The organism is Streptococcus sp. Marseille-P6264, from assembly GCF_902460355.1.
Classification (GTDB): domain Bacteria; phylum Bacillota; class Bacilli; order Lactobacillales; family Streptococcaceae; genus Streptococcus.
The window spans coordinates 81,053-100,381 of sequence record NZ_CABPTO010000004.1; the positions used below are offsets into that span (position 1 = coordinate 81,053).

General features: G+C 46.0%; 16 protein-coding genes and 1 pseudogene. 11 read left to right on the top strand and 6 right to left on the bottom strand.

What is annotated here, in order from left to right:
• Window positions 1-16: 16 nt before the first annotated feature.
• The 5 genes and pseudogenes from hrcA to FZ941_RS06530 form a co-directional block, all read right to left on the bottom strand.
• On the bottom strand, window positions 17-1,051 hold the full coding sequence (hrcA, locus tag FZ941_RS06505) for a heat-inducible transcriptional repressor HrcA (protein WP_148887267.1): 1,035 nt from the start codon (window positions 1,049-1,051) through the stop codon (window positions 17-19).
• 195 nt (window positions 1,052-1,246) lie between these two features.
• Window positions 1,247-1,798 carry a ClbS/DfsB family four-helix bundle protein gene (locus tag FZ941_RS06510; protein WP_148887268.1) on the bottom strand — a complete coding sequence of 184 codons (552 nt, stop codon included), beginning with the start codon at window positions 1,796-1,798 and terminating at the stop codon, window positions 1,247-1,249.
• A gap of 12 nt (window positions 1,799-1,810) precedes the next feature.
• Window positions 1,811-2,424, bottom strand: a pseudogene (locus tag FZ941_RS06515) (GyrI-like domain-containing protein).
• A 60-nt stretch (window positions 2,425-2,484) separates the two neighbouring features.
• A complete protein-coding gene (locus tag FZ941_RS06520; RefSeq protein WP_148887358.1) occupies window positions 2,485-3,384 on the bottom strand; it encodes a YafY family protein in 900 nt (299 codons plus the stop codon).
• 328 nt (window positions 3,385-3,712) lie between these two features.
• Window positions 3,713-4,585 (bottom strand): mechanosensitive ion channel family protein, encoded by an 873-nt coding sequence (locus FZ941_RS06530; RefSeq protein WP_148887269.1) that lies wholly within the window; start codon window positions 4,583-4,585, stop codon window positions 3,713-3,715.
• A gap of 163 nt (window positions 4,586-4,748) precedes the next feature.
• Between FZ941_RS06530 and sstT the strand changes: the two genes are divergently transcribed.
• The 4 genes from sstT (at window position 4,749) to FZ941_RS06555 (ending at window position 8,644) form a co-directional block, all read left to right on the top strand.
• Window positions 4,749-5,966: a serine/threonine transporter SstT gene (gene sstT, locus FZ941_RS06535; RefSeq protein WP_148887270.1), complete on the top strand. Its 1,218-nt coding sequence runs from the start codon at window positions 4,749-4,751 to the stop codon at window positions 5,964-5,966.
• A 323-nt stretch (window positions 5,967-6,289) separates the two neighbouring features.
• Window positions 6,290-7,339 carry a bifunctional glycosyltransferase family 2/GtrA family protein gene (locus FZ941_RS06545; protein WP_148887271.1) on the top strand — a complete coding sequence of 350 codons (1,050 nt, stop codon included), beginning with the start codon at window positions 6,290-6,292 and terminating at the stop codon, window positions 7,337-7,339.
• Window positions 7,336-8,244, top strand: coding sequence for a phosphodiester glycosidase family protein (locus tag FZ941_RS06550; RefSeq protein ID WP_148887272.1), 909 nt, complete (start codon window positions 7,336-7,338; stop codon window positions 8,242-8,244). The genes FZ941_RS06545 and FZ941_RS06550 overlap by 4 nt, the downstream gene beginning before the upstream one ends.
• Window positions 8,225-8,644: a hypothetical protein gene (locus tag FZ941_RS06555; protein ID WP_148887273.1), complete on the top strand. Its 420-nt coding sequence runs from the start codon at window positions 8,225-8,227 to the stop codon at window positions 8,642-8,644. The genes FZ941_RS06550 and FZ941_RS06555 overlap by 20 nt, the downstream gene beginning before the upstream one ends.
• Window positions 8,645-8,780: 136 nt before the next feature.
• Here the strand turns inward: FZ941_RS06555 and hutI are convergent, their stop codons facing one another.
• The gene (hutI, locus tag FZ941_RS06560; RefSeq protein WP_148887274.1) at window positions 8,781-10,046 is read right to left on the bottom strand and encodes an imidazolonepropionase; all 1,266 of its coding nucleotides are present in this window, start codon (window positions 10,044-10,046) and stop codon (window positions 8,781-8,783) included.
• 195 nt (window positions 10,047-10,241) lie between these two features.
• Here hutI and FZ941_RS06565 point away from each other — a divergent pair, with 195 nt between their 5' ends.
• From FZ941_RS06565 to hutH, 7 genes are all read left to right on the top strand, one after another.
• Window positions 10,242-12,272, top strand: a complete 2,031-nt coding sequence (locus FZ941_RS06565; RefSeq protein ID WP_148887275.1) for a urocanate hydratase — start codon at window positions 10,242-10,244, stop codon at window positions 12,270-12,272.
• Window positions 12,273-12,386: 114 nt separating this feature from the next.
• A complete protein-coding gene (gene ftcD / locus FZ941_RS06570) occupies window positions 12,387-13,286 on the top strand; it encodes a glutamate formimidoyltransferase (protein ID WP_101771756.1) in 900 nt (299 codons plus the stop codon).
• A gap of 14 nt (window positions 13,287-13,300) precedes the next feature.
• Window positions 13,301-13,927, top strand: coding sequence for a cyclodeaminase/cyclohydrolase family protein (locus FZ941_RS06575; RefSeq protein WP_148887276.1), 627 nt, complete (start codon window positions 13,301-13,303; stop codon window positions 13,925-13,927).
• A 66-nt stretch (window positions 13,928-13,993) separates the two neighbouring features.
• A complete protein-coding gene (locus FZ941_RS06580) occupies window positions 13,994-15,667 on the top strand; it encodes a formate--tetrahydrofolate ligase (RefSeq protein WP_148887277.1) in 1,674 nt (557 codons plus the stop codon).
• 12 nt (window positions 15,668-15,679) lie between these two features.
• Window positions 15,680-16,279 (top strand): HutD family protein, encoded by a 600-nt coding sequence (locus FZ941_RS06585; RefSeq protein ID WP_148887278.1) that lies wholly within the window; start codon window positions 15,680-15,682, stop codon window positions 16,277-16,279.
• A 75-nt stretch (window positions 16,280-16,354) separates the two neighbouring features.
• Complete coding sequence (locus tag FZ941_RS06590) at window positions 16,355-17,707, top strand: APC family permease (protein WP_148887279.1); 1,353 nt, start codon at window positions 16,355-16,357, stop codon at window positions 17,705-17,707.
• 5 nt (window positions 17,708-17,712) lie between these two features.
• Complete coding sequence (hutH, locus tag FZ941_RS06595; protein ID WP_187418392.1) at window positions 17,713-19,254, top strand: histidine ammonia-lyase; 1,542 nt, start codon at window positions 17,713-17,715, stop codon at window positions 19,252-19,254.
• The last annotated feature ends 75 nt before the right edge of the window (window positions 19,255-19,329 follow it).

Below are 19,329 nucleotides of genomic sequence, written 5' to 3' on the forward strand. Positions count from 1 at the left end.
TTATGTAATTTCATGTTCAACTCACCTCATAATGATTACTACTCAAATATCGGTAGAAATCGATGAGTTTCATAGTTAGGACTCGATTGACAACATTGAGTTGACTAACCACCTTTTGGTAATCCAGATTGACTGGACCAACCACTGCCAGCATACCAAAGCCCCGATAGGGAATCAGGAATTTGCTGGAAATCAAGGTTAGATTAGCCAGACAGTCCTCTTGGCTAGCTGCGACTCGGACATTTTGCATTTGATCCTCGGCTAAGCTGTCACGGATTTCAAAGGCGACCTTCTGCCGATCATCAAAGAACTGATAGACCTCAAGATCCGCAAAACGTAACAACTGGACCTTACCAGCTACAGCTACTTTTTCCGAAAACATCTGAGCAAAAATATGCTCAAAGAGATCGAGAACATTGTCCGTCGTCGTAAAGTAACGCTGGATAATCTGCGGGATCTCCGTCCGAATCTTATAGTGAATATCTAAGACCGTCTGTCCCAGAAAGCGCTCCTGAATCATATCCCTCAAGCGCAGTAGGTCTTCCTGGAGAAAATTCCTAGGAATCATGAACTGACTGGTCAGGGTATTGGACTCATCCAGAGTAAAGACCGCTAAGGCTGCATGCTGACTGAGAACCACGATATCAAAAGCTGTCAGTCGCTGCCGACTAGGCTCGACATCCAGAGCTACAACCGTGCAATCACTCAACTCTGCCAAGACATCTGCCGCCCGCTGTAGGATATCCTCCAGCTTGAAAAACTCTTGATCGAAGGCCTTGACGACCTCGTAGAGCTCATTTTCCGCCAACTGATCAAAGGACAAGGAATGCCGGACGAAATACTGGAAACCAGCGACACTGGGCTTGCGGCCACTCGATGTATGGGCCTTTTCCAGCAGTCCTTCCTTTTCCAAGGCTGCCATGTCATTACGGATGGTGGCACTCGAAGACTGGATAGACTCTTGCAAGGCTTTAGAACCTACAGGCTCCTGCGTCTTGGTAAAGATATCAATGATTAGATTTAAAATCTCATTTTGGCGTTCTGTTACCAAGGACCTCACCTCTCTTTAGAAAATTCCAGCCACTGGCGAGATTTTATTTTTTATATTTAGCACTCTAACACCTCGAGTGCTAAATCATGATTCTATTATACACTCTTGAAAATGAATGTCAAGACAAAAAACCAAAAAATTAGCACTCTTTTTGCAAGAGTGCTAAAAATCAGTCTCAAGTCCTAGAAAACTTTATTAGATAGGATTCATTTTGCAATTCTTTTGATGAGCTTTAAGCTTTTTCATAGCCCATTCATAGTGGCTGGATGTGGCGCTGACAAAATAGGAGCCCAAAGTCGTTCCACCCGTCCATTTATAAACTCCTTTAGAAAATAATTCTTCATTCGTAAAGGTTGCGGCTAGGTCTAGGACAGCTCTATGTGAACTAACCAGCAAAGAACTTGCCTCCTCAAGAGAGGTTTGCTGGTGCTTTTCCCAAAATGCGACATTCATATCCCCATAAGTTCTCCAATTGTAGGGAGCAGGCAGGAAGGACTTCTCTTTTCCCCTTTGATTATTGGCCTCTACCCAGTTGAGCAGCAGTTGGTGCCACTCATAAAGATGGATTAAGACATCCCTCAGGTTCCGATCGCGCTCCCAGTGAGCTTCTTTCTTTTTCTCATCCTTTGAAAAATCAAAGGGCCTTGCCAACTCTTCTGCTGTCATGTTCGAAATGAGCAGATTGAGTTTTTCGTAATTTTCTGTAGCTACAGCCAGCAAATCGTTTTTTGTTGCAGGTCTTGGCATGACACATTCCTCCTATCTGACGGAATACCTTAAGATGGTTTTCAATTTTTCTTCTGGTGTCCTATTTTGTTGCTCAAGTAAATCTCTCTGTGGACTTGGTCGCATCTCTCTAGTCCCAAGCTGCTTGCTAGCTTGTCCATTTTCTCAAAAGAGGTAGGCTCACTGTCATAACTTCCTATGTGTAATACCTGAATGGCCCGCTCCTCTGGCAAGCTTTGCCAACGGATGTCGTCGTAGAGGGGATTGGGCTTTTTCTTGCGGACATTCTCAAGCGCCGCTGTATACATGTCTTGAGTGATGACATTGGGCTGCTGAATCATGAGCTGATAGCGAAGCTGACTTTTATCGAAGCCTTCCCCAGCAGCTTTTTCCCAGATTCCTTCCAAAGGATAGACCGTGAAATCCGTCACCTTATCCTCCACCTCATCTTTCAGCTTGGATTTAAAGAGCATTTTTATGGAATAGGCCAGTGAATAAAGGGCAGATACCCGCTCAGAGAAATCTGCTTCATTGGGGTCGCCCGCTCCTTCGATCACAATGAACTGTTGACTCGGCACCTCTACCAGCTCTGGCTTTTGCTTGGCTCCATAAAGGACTTTCTCGCTCTTTCTCCATTCATATTTCATCTTGCTGCCTCCTTTTCTCTTCTTACCATTAGTATACAAGAAGATACCTGACACCTTATGTCAAGTTTTATATTTTTCTGCCAGCTGTTGAATCATTTCCTTCATTTTCACTCGGATTTCAGGCGGATCTAAGACCTCCACAGCGTCTCCAAAGGACAGGATATAACTATATAGACGCTGGTCGTTGGGAATGTCTATTTCTGTATATAAATTTCCTTCGGCATCTGTCCGAATGTCTCCGCTTAGTTCATCATAAACCCTGAAGGCCACTTTGCGATCAAACTTGACTGCCAGCTTAATGGTATTTTCATAGGTCAGTTCTTTTTCCAAGACGAGATCTTCAAAGCTGTCCTCAAACCTTTCCTCCAGCCGCTCCAGATTTTTCATCCGAGATAACTTAAAATACCTGAATTCCTGTCGCAAGAGGCAAAAAGCATAGAGGTACCAATTCTGACTTTTAAAGAACAAACGGACAGGCTTGACACGGCGATTTGTCTCCTGTCCATCGCTAGCCAAGTAAGAAAAAGAAACAAGGTACTTGCCTAGAATCGCAGTTTTTAATTGATGAAAGGTTTCTTCATATGCTTTATCATTTTGCCAGTGATTAAAATCGATTTCGATCCAGTTGGGATTTTTGACTTGAAATAGCGCTGAAAGTTTTGTGAGAAGGTCACTCTGGTAAAGCTGACTGGTGCTGTCCAAACCTTGCAGAGCCGCCATGATTTGCTCTTTCTCCTCCGCTGTCAGTAAGGACTTCCGCAAGACAAAATCCTCTGCGATTTCTATGCCGCCACCCTTTCCTTGCGTGGTATAAATCGGAATCCCAGCGCTACTTAGAGAGTCCACATCTCTATAAATGGTCCGAACCGAAACTTCGAATTTCTCAGCCAGCTTCGTTGCAGTCACTTTCCCTCTCTCCAAAATGTAGTACAATATCCGAAATAGTCTATTATTCTGTATGCTTGCTCCTTCTCCTCTTCCTATTATACAATACTTGCCATAGCATGTCATATTTAGACAGGTTAGACCTCGGATAAGCTGTAATGAAAAAGAGAGTGGAACAGAAATCGGTCATTCGTTAAAATTCGATTTCGTCGCCCCACCTCCGCACAGTTGAGTAGGGCTATAAAAGCTGATGAAATCAGCCTAGTAGAGCCCACTCAACCACTGCGTCTTGCTCGACAATCCAAAGACAATTGAGAGGCTAGGACTTTCGTCCCAGCCTCTTTTAGTGATTAGAAATCTTATTTTTAATAGATGTTGTTTGTTTTTGTTTCCATGATCACTGCTAAACTTTGCCATTATTTCCTGTAACTGGGGCCAAGGTTGGCAGAGCCACTCCTTCTTTTAGCAGGGCTTCATGGTAGAGCCTATAAAAAATATGGTAGATACTGGTTTGCATGCCGCCCTCTACTGTCAAGCTGACCCGAAAATTAAACTGGCCGTTAGCAGTCATCTGCGGTCCTAGAATATCAGGCTCCTTCATAATCTCTGGATGCTCTGGCACGGCTTCCTGATTGACAGCAGCAATAATCCGATAAATCTCATCCAAATCCGTCTCAGCATAGATAGGAATATCAATCAAAACCCGCATATCGCCACGAGAAAGATTGCTGACAACGGTAATATTTCGGTTGGGCACAAAGTGAAGAGTTCCGTCCGCATCACGGACCTGGGTAGTCCGAATTCCGACGCTGACAACTGTTCCTGCAATCTTGATAGCACCATTGGTCAAGCGGACATTGTCCCCTACATCCAACTGATGCTCTAAGAGAATAAAGAAACCATTGACCAGATCGGACAGAAAGCCCTGCGCCCCCATTCCAATGGCAACACCGGCAATCCCTGCCCCAGCCAAAAGACTTGAGACCGGCATGCCCAAAATGGATAAAATCCAGTAGAACAAAAGAAAATAAAGGGCATAATTGAGCAAATTCTCAATCAGACGTGTAATGGTCTTTTGCCGAGCCTCATCCTGCCGAGATAATTTCAAAGATGGCGCAATCAGTCTAGTCACAAAGAGATGGAGAATTTTCTTAGCTACCCAAAATAGTAAACACAAAAAGACCAAGGAGACGAATTTCGAAAACACATCATCCAGAATAGCTGACCAGTCAAATTGCTGGAAATAGCGCGTAAAAACATTCCCATTAGCTGTCATTCTTTCCTCCCATGAGATACAAAAATTTTATTCATTATACCACAAAGGGCGGGGGATAATCATCAAAGCGGCCCTATTCTGTATAGAGTATACCAAAAAACATTAATTTTATACGACCTCTAGCGTATAATGGAAAGCAGTTTATTTTAGAAAGGGATCTCCTATGTTTCATCGAATTCTTTCTGCTTGGAATCGCGCCAATCTTATCAAACGGATTTCCATTGGAATTGTCACAGGCGCCCTGCTGGCCCTCATCTTCCCACAAGCCAGCGCCATTAGCCTACTAGGACAAATCTTTGTCGGTGGCCTAAAAGCTATCGCACCACTGCTCGTTTTTACCCTCGTTGCCAATGCCCTCTCTCAGCACCAAAAAGGGCAGAAAAGCAATATGAAAACCGTCATTATCCTCTATCTAATAGGGACTTTTGCAGCTGCCCTTGTCGCTGTCCTCACCAACTATGTCTTTCCTGTGACCATCGAGCTGACTGCTGCCAGCTCAGAAGTCAGTCCACCAGAAGGCATCGGCCAGGTTCTGAGCAATCTCCTCCTCAATCTTGTCGATAATCCAATCAACGCCCTGACCAAGGCCAATTATATCAGGATTCTGTCTTGGGCAGTTGTCTTTGGGGTGGCCATGCGAGAGGCCAGTCAGCATAGCAAAGAACTCTTGAAAACACTGGCAGATATTACTTCAAAGATTGTCGAATGGATTATCAATCTGGCTCCCTTTGGTATTTTAGGGCTGGTGTACACGACCATTTCTGACAAAGGATTTGAGGCGCTCAAGAGCTACGGCATGCTCCTGCTCCTACTATTGGCTTCCATGGCTCTGGTCGCTCTGGTCGTCAATCCCTTGATCGTCTCCATCGTTCTTCGAAAAAATCCTTATCCACTGGTTTGGCGCTGTCTAAAAGTCAGTGGTGTCACTTCCTTTTTCACCAGTAGTTCTGCTGCCAATATCCCTGTTAATATGAAACTTTGTCGAGATTTGGGACTCAATACTGAGACCTACTCCGTCTCTATCCCACTCAGCTCAACTATCAACATGGCGGGAGCAGCGGTGACAATCAATACACTGACCCTTGCAGCAGCCAACACTCTTGGCATTCAGGTAGACTTCGGAACAGCCTTGGTGCTCAGTATCGTTGCGGCCATTTCCGCCTGCGGTGCTTCTGGAGTGGCTGGAGGCTCGCTTCTCCTGATTCCTGTGGCTTGTAGCCTCTTTGGCATCCCAAACGATCTGGTCATGCAAGTCGTCAGCGTTGGTTTTGTTATCGGCGCCATCCAAGACTCTTGCGAAACTGCCCTCAACTCATCCACAGACGTGCTTTTTACAGCTGTTGCTGAAATGAGCACCTGGCCTAAAGAAAAACGTTATTAAACAAAGCACTGAGGCTGGGACAAAAGTCCTAGCTCCTCAATTGTCTTTGGATTGTCGAGCAAGATGCAGTGGCTGAGTAGGCTCTACTACGCTGATTTCATCAGCTTTTACAGCCCTACTCAACTGTGCGGAGGTGGGACGACGAAATCGAATTCTAACGAATGACCGATTTCTGTCCCACTCTCAGTTTTTTATTTTGTCCTACGAGATACTTTCCTCACTCTTTCCTTAAAGAAATGTTAATATTTTCTTAAAACTAACTTATATTAGGAATTTTTAAGCTGCAATCTGTATACTTTCTACAAATCATCTAAGAAAGAGGTATGGATATGGACTATCTAGTGATTCCGGCTTACGAGCCCGATTATAATTTGATTAAACTGATTCAAAAAATTCAGAGCAAGAGCGATTTTCATATCATTGTCATCGATGACGGTAGCTCAGCCAAGCGCCAGACAGTCTTTGAAAAGGCTGAACAATATGCGACTGTCCTCCATCACGAGAACAATCAAGGCAAGGGGCAGGCGCTGAAAACTGCCTTCACCTACATCCAGTCTCTGGGTCAATACGGAACGGTCATCACAGCAGATGCGGACGGCCAGCACAAGGTCTGGGATATTTTCCGTGTAGCAACCAAGGCTGCTGAAAATCCCAACCAGCTGATTTTGGGCGCACGCGCCTTTACTGGCAAGGTGCCTCTGCGCAGCCTCTTCGGCAACAGCCTGACTCGGTCTCTCTTCAAGCTCCAGACTGGGGTGGGAGTCTCCGATACTCAGACAGGCTTGCGGGCCTTTACGACCAATATGATTCCATTTATGCTAAAGGTAGAGGGGCAGCGCTATGAGTATGAAATGAACATGCTCCTAGAGGCCAGTAAGGAATATCCAATTTTGGAAGTGCCCATTGAGACAGTCTATATCAATGATAATGAAGGTTCGCACTTCCGACCTGTTAGAGACGGACTCATGATTTATAAAAATATTTTCAAATTTGCCCTAACCTCTCTCAGCAGCTTCGTCGTCGACTATATGGTCTACGCACTGGCTCTCTTGTTTTTAGCTGCTGTGCCAACCAGCCTGAGAATTCTTTTAGCTAACGGGGTTGCCCGAGTGACCAGCTCGGTCTTCAACTACTCGACCAATAAAAAACTGGTCTTTAAGAATGACGACAGTATACTCAAGACAGGAACTGGCTATTTCAGCCTAGCTCTGGTGCTCTTTATCCTAGACACACTGCTGATCCGCCTCTTCTACGCGGTCTTTGGCCTCAATCTTCTGCTTGCCAAGATCATCGTCGGACTGCTGCTCTTCATCGTCTCTTGGATGGTACAGAAGAGATTTATTTTTAAGGAAAGGACACACACCGCATCATGAAATTTTTAAAGAAAGGCTATGCCTACGCCTCCATTTTCGGACTGCTTCTGACAGCTTCCTTCAGCTACTCCATGCTGAAAACCTTCGTCATTGCAGAGACTATTTCCACAGTCTCAAGCACCGCTTCATCATCCAATGCCGAGTCTGCCAGCAAGGCTACTGAAACAGCCACAGTGACAGATACCAGCTATTCAGACGATAACATCTCGATCACCCTGACTGAAAAGACCGTCAATAATACTCAAGTCTATGTTGCCGATGTAACCGTCAGCTCCGCTGAATACTTGAAAACAGCCCTCGCCAACAACACCTACGGAACCAATGTCACCGCCAAAACTTCGGAAACAGCCGCCAACAACAATGCTATCCTAGCGGTCAATGGCGACTACTACGGGGCTAATTCTACCGGCTATGTCATCCGTAATGGTGTTGTCTACCGTGATACCGTCCGAGAGGACGCCAGCAATGGGGACTTGGCCATTTACAAAGACGGCTCTTTTAAAATTATTTACGAAAATGAAATCTCTGCCAACCAGCTGGTCGAAGACGGTGTGGTCAATCTCCTAGCCTTCGGCCCAGCTCTTGTAGAAAATAGTGAGATTGTCGTTGATACCAAGTCCGAAGTCGGCCAGTCCATGGCTTCCAATCCACGGACAGCTATCAGTATCATTGATGAAAACCACTATATCATCATCGTTTCAGACGGACGCACTTCAGAAAGTCAGGGACTTTCCCTCTATGAAATGGCTGAAGTCATGAAATCTTATGGCGTCAAGACCGCCTATAACCTTGACGGCGGCGGCTCATCCACTATGTACTTCAACGGTCAGGTCATCAACAAGCCTACCACCAACGGAAATATTTCAGAAAGGGCGGTGAGCGACATTGTCTACATCGGTTACTAATCCCAGCAAAAAACGTTTCAAAAAAACAGCTGTTTCCTACATGCTGCTAACGCTTTTCTTCTTTGCTTTCAGCAGAATCTATGAATCCTTCAGCTTTGGGGAAACATCTATCCATATGCACTATCTCTTTGCCCTTCCTCTCGTTGGAGGCAGCCTCCTCCTGCTCTTCATGAAAATAATTCCCAATCTCTCTCGGCTCAGCCTCAACCTCTGGAACTCAGCTGTAGCCGCCATGACAGCCGGCATGCTCTTTTGTGGCATTGTCAATCTATCTGGACGATCCACGACACTGGATATGCCCTACTGGTACGTAGGAGCAGGCTTTGTGTCTCTGGCACTATTCTCCATGGTCTTTACGCGCAGTGTGTGGGAAGATAAAGAGACCAGCTCAATATCCTAATCTCATAAAAAAACAGAAAGGTCGTGGTGTTTAAGCCACGACCTTTATTGAACACAAATCTGCTTTTTCTATAATCAACAATAGAACTTCTAAGAAAATCTTTGCCATCAAGTGGAAATGGGATCGGCTTGTAAGATTAGACGATTCTACCCTGATCAACAACCAACTTACCTGCTTTATAAACCTGATGGGTCAGGTTGGTAGCAAAGAAATAAAGTGGATAGTCGATATTCTTAGCGTCTAGGATAGTAATGTCCGCCTGCTTGCCAGTGTCAAAGCTGCCAATCTTATCTTGGCGGTTAACTGAGTAGGCCGCATTGATAGTTACAGCGTTAAGGACTTCCACTGGCGTCAGGCGCATCATAAAGCAGCCTAGCTGCATGACGAACTGCAGGTTAGCTGTTGGGCAGGAGCCTGGATTGCTGTCGGTAGTCAGAGTGATGGCCATACCAGCTTCCAGCATCTTGCGAGCTGGTGCATAGGTATCTTCCATCAGACTGAAGGTAGTTGCTGGTAGGAGATTACCGATAACTTTAGCTTCCGCCATCTTGCGAATACCTTCATCGGTCGCTACCATCAAGTGCTCTGCACTCGTTGCCCCAAGTTCAGCTGCTACATCTACTCCGCCGATAGACTCGATTTCATCAGCATGGATACGAAGCTTGAAGCCCATTTCCTTAGCCTTAGAAAGCAAGTAGCGCGACTCGTCAGCTGTAAAGACCCCTTTTTCACAGAAAATATCACAGAATTCAGCTAGATTTTCTGCCTTTACCCGAGGCAGCATTTCCTCGACGATGAGCTCCAGATATTCCTGAGAGCGTCCCTTATATTCTGGTGGAACGGCGTGGGCAGCCATGAAGGTTGAAACTAAATCAATATCATGGTCACGGTCCAGAGCCCCAACGACATCTAGCTGGCGCTTCTCTGTTTCCCAGTCCAGACCATAGCCACTCTTGGCCTCGACAGTCGTCACCCCATGCAGCAGCATATAGTCCAGCAGTCTCTTGGACTTATCGTAGAGAGTCTCAAAAGAAGCTTCTCTTGTCGCCCGGACTGTACTGAGAATTCCGCCGCCTTGAGCAAGAATCTCCAGATAAGGGACACCGGCTAATTTCTTGGCAAATTCATGTTCCCGGCTGCCACCGTAGACCAAGTGAGTGTGACAATCAATCAAGCCAGGTGTGGCAATCTTGCCTTCATAAGACTGAATCTTAGTATCTGGTCCAATCAGACTGGCATCTGGCTCTCCACTGCCAACTGCTAGGATTTTTCCGTCTTTGACTGCAATGTAACCGTCCTCCAAGACCTGAGCCTCCTTCATCTCCTCACCAAAAAGGGGATGTCCGAGGTCCTTGGGACAGAAGACTTGATTAAAGTGAGTTAATAGTAAATCAGCAGTCATGCTTGTTCCTCCATTCATTTTCCAACTTATTCGCTTTCCATCATAATACACTATCGTCAAATTATAGTCAAAAACCAATATATATTAGATATATTGATATTTTTTATCTTTAGAAATATTTTCTTGACTTTGTACTGACGGCGCTGTTATAAAATAAGGTCAAATCTTAAGTTATTTTACAAGGAGGAAATAAACATGTCATTCTACAGCGAACAAGATATTGCGGCAGCAATGACCGTCAAATTAGACGATGTATTACCTGAAAAAACAGTTTTCCAAGAAGGTATCCGTCGCGCACCTGACCGGGGCTTCCGTTTGACTCAAGCTCAAACCGAAATTGCTCTAAAAAATGCCCTTCGCTATATTCCAAAGAGATTTCATGAGGAAGTGATCCCAGAATTCTTGGAAGAGCTAAAAACTCGCGGACGGATTTATGGCTACCGCTGGCGTCCAAAAGAACGCATCTACGGCAAACCAATTGACGAGTATAAAGGAAACTGTATTGCAGCCAAAGCTATGCAGGTTATGATTGACAATAACCTGAGCTTTGAAATCGCCCTTTATCCTTATGAATTGGTTACCTATGGAGAAACTGGATCTGTCTGCGCTAACTGGATGCAGTACAACCTGATCAAGAAATACTTGGAAGTCATGACAGACCATCAAACCTTGGTCGTGGAATCTGGCCACCCGCTCGGACTTTTCAAATCTAAACCAGAAGCTCCGCGTGTCATCATCACCAATGGTCTCTTGGTTGGTGAATACGACAATATGAAGGACTGGGAAATTGCGGAAGAAATGGGCGTGACCAACTATGGTCAAATGACAGCCGGAGGCTGGATGTACATTGGCCCTCAAGGTATCGTCCATGGTACTTTCAACACCCTCCTCAATGCTGGGCGCTTGAAACTAGGTGTAGCTGATGACGGCGACCTGACTGGTAAACTCTTTATCTCTTCTGGTCTGGGTGGCATGAGTGGAGCTCAAGGGAAAGCAGCTGAAATTGCTAAAGCTGTGGCAATCATAGCTGAAGTAGACCAATCTCGGATTGAAACTCGTCACTCCCAAGGCTGGATTAGCCAATTAGCCGAAAGTCCAAAAGAAGCAATTGACTTGGCTCAAAAAGCTCTGGAAGCTGGCGAATCCACTTCTATCGCCTATCATGGTAACATTGTAGACCTCTTAGAATATGTCAACGAGAACAATATCCATGTAGATCTGCTTTCTGATCAAACTTCTTGCCACAATGTCTATGACGGCGGCTACTGTCCGGCTGGTATCAGCTTTGAAGAGCGAACTCGTCTTCTAGCTGAAGACAAGGAAACCTTTGCTAAGTTGGTTGACGAAACCTTGGAACGTCACTTCAAGGCAATCAAGACCTTGACTAACAACGGCACCTACTTCTTTGACTATGGTAATGCCTTTATGAAGGCAGTCTATGACTCTGGCATCAAGGAAATTTCTAAGAATGGCTTTGACGACAAAGATGGCTTCATCTGGCCATCTTATGTAGAAGATATCATGGGGCCAATGCTCTTTGACTATGGTTATGGTCCTTTCCGCTGGGTATGTCTGAGCGGCAAGCACGAAGACCTAGTCGCTACCGACCACGCAGCTATGGAAGTGATCGACCCTAACCGCCGCTATCAAGACCGCGATAACTATAACTGGATCCGCGATGCAGAAAAGAACCAGTTGGTTGTTGGAACTCAGGCTCGGATTCTCTACCAAGACTGTATGGGACGCGTCAATATCGCCCTCAAGTTCAATGAATTAGTACGCGAAGGCAAGATTGGTCCTGTCATGATCGGCCGTGACCACCACGACGTATCTGGTACCGATTCTCCATTCCGTGAAACTTCCAATATTAAGGACGGTTCTAATGTTACCTGTGACATGGCTGTGCAATGTTACGCTGGTAATGCCGCTCGTGGTATGAGTCTGGTAGCTCTCCACAACGGTGGCGGAACTGGTATCGGTAAAGCAATCAACGGTGGCTTTGGCTTGGTACTAGACGGTAGCGAACGCATTGATGAAATCATCAAATCTGCTATCGCTTGGGATACAATCGGCGGAGTTGCACGTCGTAACTGGGCACGTAATGAGCATGCTATCGAAACGGCTATCGAGTACAACCGTCTCCACCAAGGAACAGATCACATTACCATTCCGTACCTGACTGACGAAGATTTGGTCAAAGAATCTGTTAAAAAGTTGTTCGAATAGAAAAAACTTGTCCCCCAACTTCTGAACTGAGCTAGATCTCACATCTAGCTCAGCTGGAAGTTCCACTTTATTCACTTTGTAATTTTAATAACATATAACACGAGGTAATATCTTATGGCAAAAATTGTTGAATGTATTCCTAACTTTTCTGAAGGTCGCAACCAAGCGGTCATTGACGGTCTAGTGGAAACAGCTAAGAGCGTACCAGGAGTGACACTTTTGGACCACTCTTCTGATGCCAGCCACAACCGCAGCGTCTTTACCTTGGTCGGTGATGATCAAAACATTCAGGAAGTTGCCTTCCGTTTAGTTAAATACGCTTCTGAAAATATTGACTTGACCAAGCACCAGGGTGAACACCCTCGTATGGGCGCAACTGATGTCCTGCCTTTTGTACCGATCAAGGACATCACAAGTGAGGAATGCGTAGAAATTGCGAAGACTGTATCTGAGCGGATCAACCGTGAGCTCGGTATTCCAATCTTCCTCTATGAAGATGCAGCGACTCGTCCTGAGCGCAAGAACTTGGCTAAGGTTCGTAAAGGGCAGTTCGAAGGCATGCCAGAAAAACTCTTGGAAGCTGACTGGGCTCCTGACTACGGTGAAAGAAAGATTCACCCAACTGCTGGTGTCACTGCTGTCGGAGCTAGAATGCCGCTCATCGCCTATAACATCAACTTGGATACAGACAATCTAGAAATTGCCAACAATATTGCCAAAATTATCCGTGGATCAAGCGGTGGCTACAAGTACTGTAAAGCGATCGGTGTTATGCTGGAAGACCGCAACATTGCCCAGGTTTCTATCAACATGGTCAATCTGGAAAAATTCCCACTCTATCGTGTTTTTGAAACTGTTCGCTTTGAAGCCAAACGCTACGGAGTTGGAATCCTCGGCTCAGAAGTCATTGGTTTGGCGCCAGCTAAGGCTCTGATTGACGCAGCAGAATACTATCTGCAAATCGAAGACTTTGACTACGGCAAGCAAGTTCTGGAAAACCATTTGCTGGGCTAGGAGGACAGAAATCCATGAAATTAGTAGATTTAAGCTTGACAGAATTTGCCCAAGTACTCGGCTCAGATGCTCCTGCACCAGGAGGCGGCTCTGCCGCTGCTCTTTCCGCAGCGAACGGAATTTCCCTGACCAAGATGGTCTGTGAATTGACCCTTGGCAAGAAAAAATACGCAGAATTTGAAGCAGAAATTGCTCAAGTCCATGCAGAAAGTGCCCGCCTGCAAGAAGGCCTGCTCGCAGCTATCGACAAGGACACTGAAGCCTTCAATCTAGTCTCCGCTGTCTTTGATATGCCTAAGGAAACTGAGGAAGATAAGGCTGCCCGTCGGGAAGCTATGCAACAAGCCCTCAAGGAAGCGACCAAGTCACCTTATGGTATGATGGAAGATATTTTGGCTGCCTTGCAAACAACTCAAAAGGCCGTCGGCAAGTCCAATACCAATGCTGCCAGCGACTTGGGGGTAGCAGCTCTCAACCTTAAGGCTGGCCTGCAAGGTGCTTGGCTCAATGTCCTCATCAACCTGTCAGGCGTCAAGGATGAAGCATTCGTCGCAGACTACCGCAGCAAGGGTGAAGAGCTCCTGCAAAAAGGCTGCGCTCTAGCCGATGAAATTTATCAAGAAATTTTGAAAATTGTCTAATAAATAAACGGAAGAGAAGCTCACTCTTTCCTGTGAATGGACTTCCTCTTCTCAAGAGGTAACAATATGGTTTTATCAGATATTGAAATTGCCAATTCGGTTCAAATGAAGCCCATCAAAGAAGTGGCAGAAAAGCTAGGAATTGCTGAAGACGCCCTGTCTCTTTATGGAAATTACAAGGCAAAAATCAGTGCCGGCCAACTAGAAGCCTTAAAAGACAAGCCAGACGGCAAACTGATTCTCGTGACAGCTATTTCTCCGACACCAGCCGGAGAAGGCAAGACCACGACTTCTGTCGGATTAGTCGATGCTCTAGCTGCTATCGGTAAAAAAGCCGTTATCGCTCTGCGGGAACCTTCACTCGGACCTGTCTTTGGTATCAAAGGCGGAGCTGCTGGCGGTGGGCACGCTCAAGTTGTGCCCATGGAGGATATCAACCTCCACTTCACTGGTGACTTTCATGCCATCGGTGTTGCCAACAACCTGCTGGCAGCCCTCATTGACAACCACATCCACCATGGCAATGCCTTAGGCATTGATTCTCGCCGCATCACTTGGAAGCGGGCAGTGGATATGAATGACCGGCAGTTGCGCCACATTGTGGATGGCCTGCAGGGCAAGGTCAATGGTGTTCCACGTGAAGATGGGTTTGACATTACAGTTGCTTCTGAGGTTATGGCTATTCTCTGTTTGTCAGAAAATATTACCGACCTCAAGAACCGTTTGGAAAAAATCATTATTGGTTACAGCTTTGAAGGTAAGCCAATAACTGCTAAGGATCTGAAAGCTGGTGGCGCTATGGCGGCTGTGCTCAAAGACGCTATCCATCCAAACTTGGTTCAAACCCTGGAACACACGCCAGCCTTGATTCACGGCGGACCTTTCGCCAATATTGCCCATGGCTGTAACAGTGTCCTAGCTACCAAGCTGGCTCTCAAATATGCCGACTATGCAGTCACAGAAGCTGGTTTCGGTGCTGACCTCGGTGCTGAAAAATTCATCGATATCAAATGCCGTACATCTGGTCTTTGCCCATCAGCTGTAGTTCTGGTTGCTACCATCCGCGCTCTCAAGATGCACGGTGGTGTGGCTAAGAGCGACCTAGCTGAAGAAAATGTCCAAGCCGTTGTAGATGGTCTGCCAAACTTGGAAAAACATCTGGAAAACATTCAAGATGTTTATGGACTGCCAGCTGTCGTTGCTATTAATAAATTCCCGCTGGATACCGAAGCAGAATTGCAAGCAGTTTATGACGCCTGCCAAAAACGCGGAGTTGACGTAGTAATTTCCGAAGTTTGGGCGAATGGCGGAGCTGGCGGTAAAGAATTGGCTGAAAAAGTCGTGGAGCTGGCCGAAGGAGACAATCACTTCCAATTTGTATATAATGAAGAGGATTCCATTGAGACCAAGCTCAACAAAATTGTCACCAAAGTATACGGTGGCAAGGGCGTTCGCCTGACTCCTGCTGCTAAACGCGAGCTCAAGCAACTGGAAGAGCTAGGCTTCTCCAACTATCCTATCTGCATGGCTAAGACGCAGTATTCTTTCTCAGACGACGCTAAGAAACTGGGCGCTCCTAAAGACTTTGTCGTGACGATCAGCCAGCTTAAAGTTTCTGCTGGTGCAGGCTTCATAGTTGCTCTGACTGGTGCAATCATGACCATGCCAGGATTGCCTAAGGTGCCAGCCAGCGAAAAGATTGACGTCGACAAAGATGGCAATATCAGCGGTTTGTTCTAATAAATACCAAAAATGACAAATATAACCCTTTTAAGTGCAAACGATTTTCAAGTTTCCGATTGGTCAGGGGGAAAGACAAAACAACTTTATCTTTCCCCGCCAACTGGCCACTATGGCAAGCGGGAATTTGACTATCGGCTCTCAACAGCGACTGTGGAGTTGGCTGAAAGTCAGTTTTCTGACCTCAGCGGCTTTCACCGCATTCTCATGAGCCTGGACCAGACACTTCATCTCCACAATGCCAGCCGGCAGGAGGAAACGGTTCTAGCTCCCTTTACCCCCTATTTTTTCGAAGGGAGTGATTCTATCACAAGTCGTGGGACTTGTACCGACTTTAACTTAATCTACAGCGACCATTATCAGGGACAGATGCTTGCCATCTCAGATAGAGAAGAGCTTAGTCAAGATGAAGCAATTCAATTTATCTATGCCTTGAGTGATTTGATGGTGACAGGAACAGGCCTGCCATCGCTTAACCTAGAGACAGGGCAACTTCTGATAGTGGAAAAAGAGGCTCAGGAAACTGAGCTGCAAATAATGTTTTCGAGTAACCAGCCAAAGTGTGCTCCCCTTGCTATATGGGCTGGTTTGACCCATATCCCTACTAAGTAAAGATACAAGGATGTCCTATCATCGTTCTATCTTTACTTGGAAAGGATCCCACATCTCTAAAGGAGAAACATTATTATGAATGCGACTAAACTCACTGCACAAGAACAAGAGCGAGAAAATGCGAAATTCAGCTTTTCTGGCGCTACTCTCTATGGTATCAATGCTGTTATCGGTTCAGGAATTTTCCTCCTGCCTCAAAAGATTTATAAAGGACTGGGTCCTGCTTCTCTAGCTGTCATGCTGGGAACTGCCCTCCTCGTTATTCTCTTAGCCGTCTGCTTAGCAGAAACTGCTGGTTATTTTAATAAAAACGGCGGAGCCTTCCAATATTCCAAAGCAGCCTTTGGGGACTTTGTCGGATTTAATGTTGGCTTCCTAGGCTGGGCGGTTACCATCATCGCTTGGTCAGCAATGGCAGCAGGATTTGCGAGACTTTTTGTCATTACTTTTAAATCCTTTGCCCCCTATGAACTTTTACTCAGTGTGAGCCTGATTATCCTACTCAGTCTGATGAATATCTCAGGTCTTAAGACCTCCAAAATGTTCACCTTGACCGCAACCGTAGCCAAGCTCATCCCAATTGTCGCTTTCAGTCTATGTGCAATTTTCTTCATCAAAGGAGGAATTGACAAAGGAAACTTCACTCCGTTTCTTCAGCTAGAACCTGGCGTGGATATCATGAAAGCCATCTCTAGTACAGCTATCTACATTTTCTACGGTTTCATCGGTTTTGAAACCATGTCTATCGTTGCTGGTGAAATGCGCAACCCAGAAAAGAATGTGCCTCGGGCTATTTTGGGCTCTATCAGTATTGTCTCTGTTCTCTATATGCTAATTATCTCAGGAACTATCGCCATGTTAGGCAGCCGAATCCTACAAACTGATGCCTCTGTACAAGACGCCTTTGTCGAAATGATTGGCCCTGCTGGAGCATGGATTGTTTCTATCGGAGCGCTGATCTCTATTGCTGGACTTAACATTGGGGAATCTATCATGGTCCCACGTTATGGTGCAGCCATTGCAGATGAAGGTTTGTTGCCTAAAAAAATCGCCGAAACCAACGCTAAAAACGCCCCTGTAATTGCCATTATTATCTCCGGACTTTTGGCCATCGCCCTACTCTTTACAGGAACATTTGAAGTATTAGCGGCTCTCAGCGTAGTCTTCCGCTTCTTCCAATACATCCCAACTGCTCTAGCCGTATTGGTATTGAGAAAGAAATATCCAGATAAGAAAGTGGTCTTCCGAGTTCCATTTGGTCCAGTCATTCCAATTTTGGCAGTTCTAGTCAGCCTCGTCATGATTTGGGGTGAAAATCCAATGAACTATGTCTATGGTCTCATCGGTGTCCTTGTCGCCAGCGCAGTCTACTATATCTACATAGTACTGATTTGTAAAAATAAAGTTCTTGAACAAAAAGGAGAATGAATCTTATGACACATGTAATCAATTTGGATGGCGAACACCTTACTTTAGAAGATGTCATTGCAGTAGCTCGTCATGGAGCCACTTGCGAAATCAACCAAGAAGCTAAGAAAGCTGTAGAAGCTTCCCGTAAAATCGTAGATGACATCGTCCGCGAAAAGCGGGTGGTCTACGGCGTTACGACTGGATTTGGCTCCCTCTGCAATGTCAGCATCTCGCCAGAAGATACGACTCAGCTGCAAGAAAACTTGATTCGCACCCATGCTTCAGGATTTGGCGATCCTCTTCCTGAAGATGCAGTTCGTGCTATCATGTTAATTCGGATTAATTCTCTGGTCAAGGGCTATTCTGGTATCCGTCTCTCTACTGTCGAAAAACTTCTGGAATTGCTCAATAAAGGCGTCGTGCCATTTATTCCAGAAAAGGGCTCTCTCGGTGCCTCTGGCGACTTGGCACCGCTGGCTCACATGGTTCTGCCTATGTTAGGACTGGGCCGCGCTTACTATCAAGGCCAATTGCTCTCTGGACAAGAAGCTTTGGACAAGGCCGGCATCGAGAAAATTGCTCTAGCAGCCAAGGAAGGGCTGGCACTGATTAACGGAACGACTGTCCTGACAGGTATCGGAGCTCTGGCTACCTACGATGCCATCCAGCTGCTTAAATTGTCAGATGTCGCTGGTGCCCTTTCCATGGAGGTCCACAATGGTATTACCAGTCCATTTGAAGAAGACCTACATACCATCCGTCCTCAAAGCGGACAGCTGGCTACAGCCCGCAATATCCGCAACCTTCTAGAAGGCAGTGGCAATACAACCGTAGCCACTCAACAGCGGGTCCAAGACCCATATACCCTGCGTTGTATTCCGCAGATTCATGGTGCCAGCAAGGACTCTATAGCTTATGTCAAGACCAAGGTTGAGATTGAAATCAACTCTGTTACAGACAACCCTATCATCACCAAGGAAGGCCATGTCATCTCAGGCGGTAACTTCCACGGAGAACCAATGGCTCAGCCATTTGACTTCCTCGGCATCGCTATTTCTGAAATCGGCAATGTATCCGAGCGTCGTGTAGAACGTCTAGTCAACAGCCAACTGAGCAAGCTTCCATCCTTCTTAGTCAAACATCCAGGACTCAACTCTGGCTTTATGATTACTCAGTATGCTTGTGCTTCGCTTGCTTCTGAGAACAAGGTCTTGTCTCATCCGGCCAGCGTAGACTCCATCCCATCTTGTGAAAACCAAGAAGACTTTGTCAGCATGGGAACTACTGCAGCACGCAAGGCAGCTGAAATTCTCAAGAATTCTCGCCGCATCGTGGCAACAGAAATCATGGCAGCCTGCCAAGCTCTGGATCTGAAACCAGAAAACCATGAACTTGGTAAAGGAACCAAGCCAGCCTACGACCTCTTCCGTCAGCATATCCGCTTTATCGAGTTTGATAAGGACATCGAGATCTATGAAGAACTCAACAAGGCTTCTGAGCTGATTGAAAGCGATGAATTCCTAGCAGCTGTTGAAAAGGCTGTGGACTTGAGCATTCAGTTCTAAAGCTGATGCCTCTGTAAAAAGCTAACATAAGAAGCCCGCTCTCATGCAGCTGGGCTTCTTTTCCCGCCAAAAGCC

Excerpts from the sequence above, each read along its gene's own strand:
- FZ941_RS06510 (WP_148887268.1), bottom strand. The coding sequence starts at position 1,798 with ATGCCAAGACCTGCAACAAAAAACGATTTGCTGGCTGTAGCTACAGAA.
- FZ941_RS06530 (WP_148887269.1), bottom strand. The coding sequence starts at position 4,585 with ATGACAGCTAATGGGAATGTTTTTACGCGCTATTTCCAGCAATTTGAC.
- sstT (WP_148887270.1), top strand. The coding sequence starts at position 4,749 with ATGTTTCATCGAATTCTTTCTGCTTGGAATCGCGCCAATCTTATCAAA.
- FZ941_RS06545 (WP_148887271.1), top strand. The coding sequence starts at position 6,290 with ATGGATATGGACTATCTAGTGATTCCGGCTTACGAGCCCGATTATAAT.
- FZ941_RS06550 (WP_148887272.1), top strand. The coding sequence starts at position 7,336 with ATGAAATTTTTAAAGAAAGGCTATGCCTACGCCTCCATTTTCGGACTG.
- hutI (WP_148887274.1), bottom strand. The coding sequence starts at position 10,046 with ATGACTGCTGATTTACTATTAACTCACTTTAATCAAGTCTTCTGTCCC.
- FZ941_RS06565 (WP_148887275.1), top strand. The coding sequence starts at position 10,242 with ATGTCATTCTACAGCGAACAAGATATTGCGGCAGCAATGACCGTCAAA.
- ftcD (WP_101771756.1), top strand. The coding sequence starts at position 12,387 with ATGGCAAAAATTGTTGAATGTATTCCTAACTTTTCTGAAGGTCGCAAC.
- FZ941_RS06575 (WP_148887276.1), top strand. The coding sequence starts at position 13,301 with ATGAAATTAGTAGATTTAAGCTTGACAGAATTTGCCCAAGTACTCGGC.
- FZ941_RS06580 (WP_148887277.1), top strand. The coding sequence starts at position 13,994 with ATGGTTTTATCAGATATTGAAATTGCCAATTCGGTTCAAATGAAGCCC.
- FZ941_RS06585 (WP_148887278.1), top strand. The coding sequence starts at position 15,680 with ATGACAAATATAACCCTTTTAAGTGCAAACGATTTTCAAGTTTCCGAT.
- FZ941_RS06590 (WP_148887279.1), top strand. The coding sequence starts at position 16,355 with ATGAATGCGACTAAACTCACTGCACAAGAACAAGAGCGAGAAAATGCG.
- hutH (WP_187418392.1), top strand. The coding sequence starts at position 17,713 with ATGACACATGTAATCAATTTGGATGGCGAACACCTTACTTTAGAAGAT.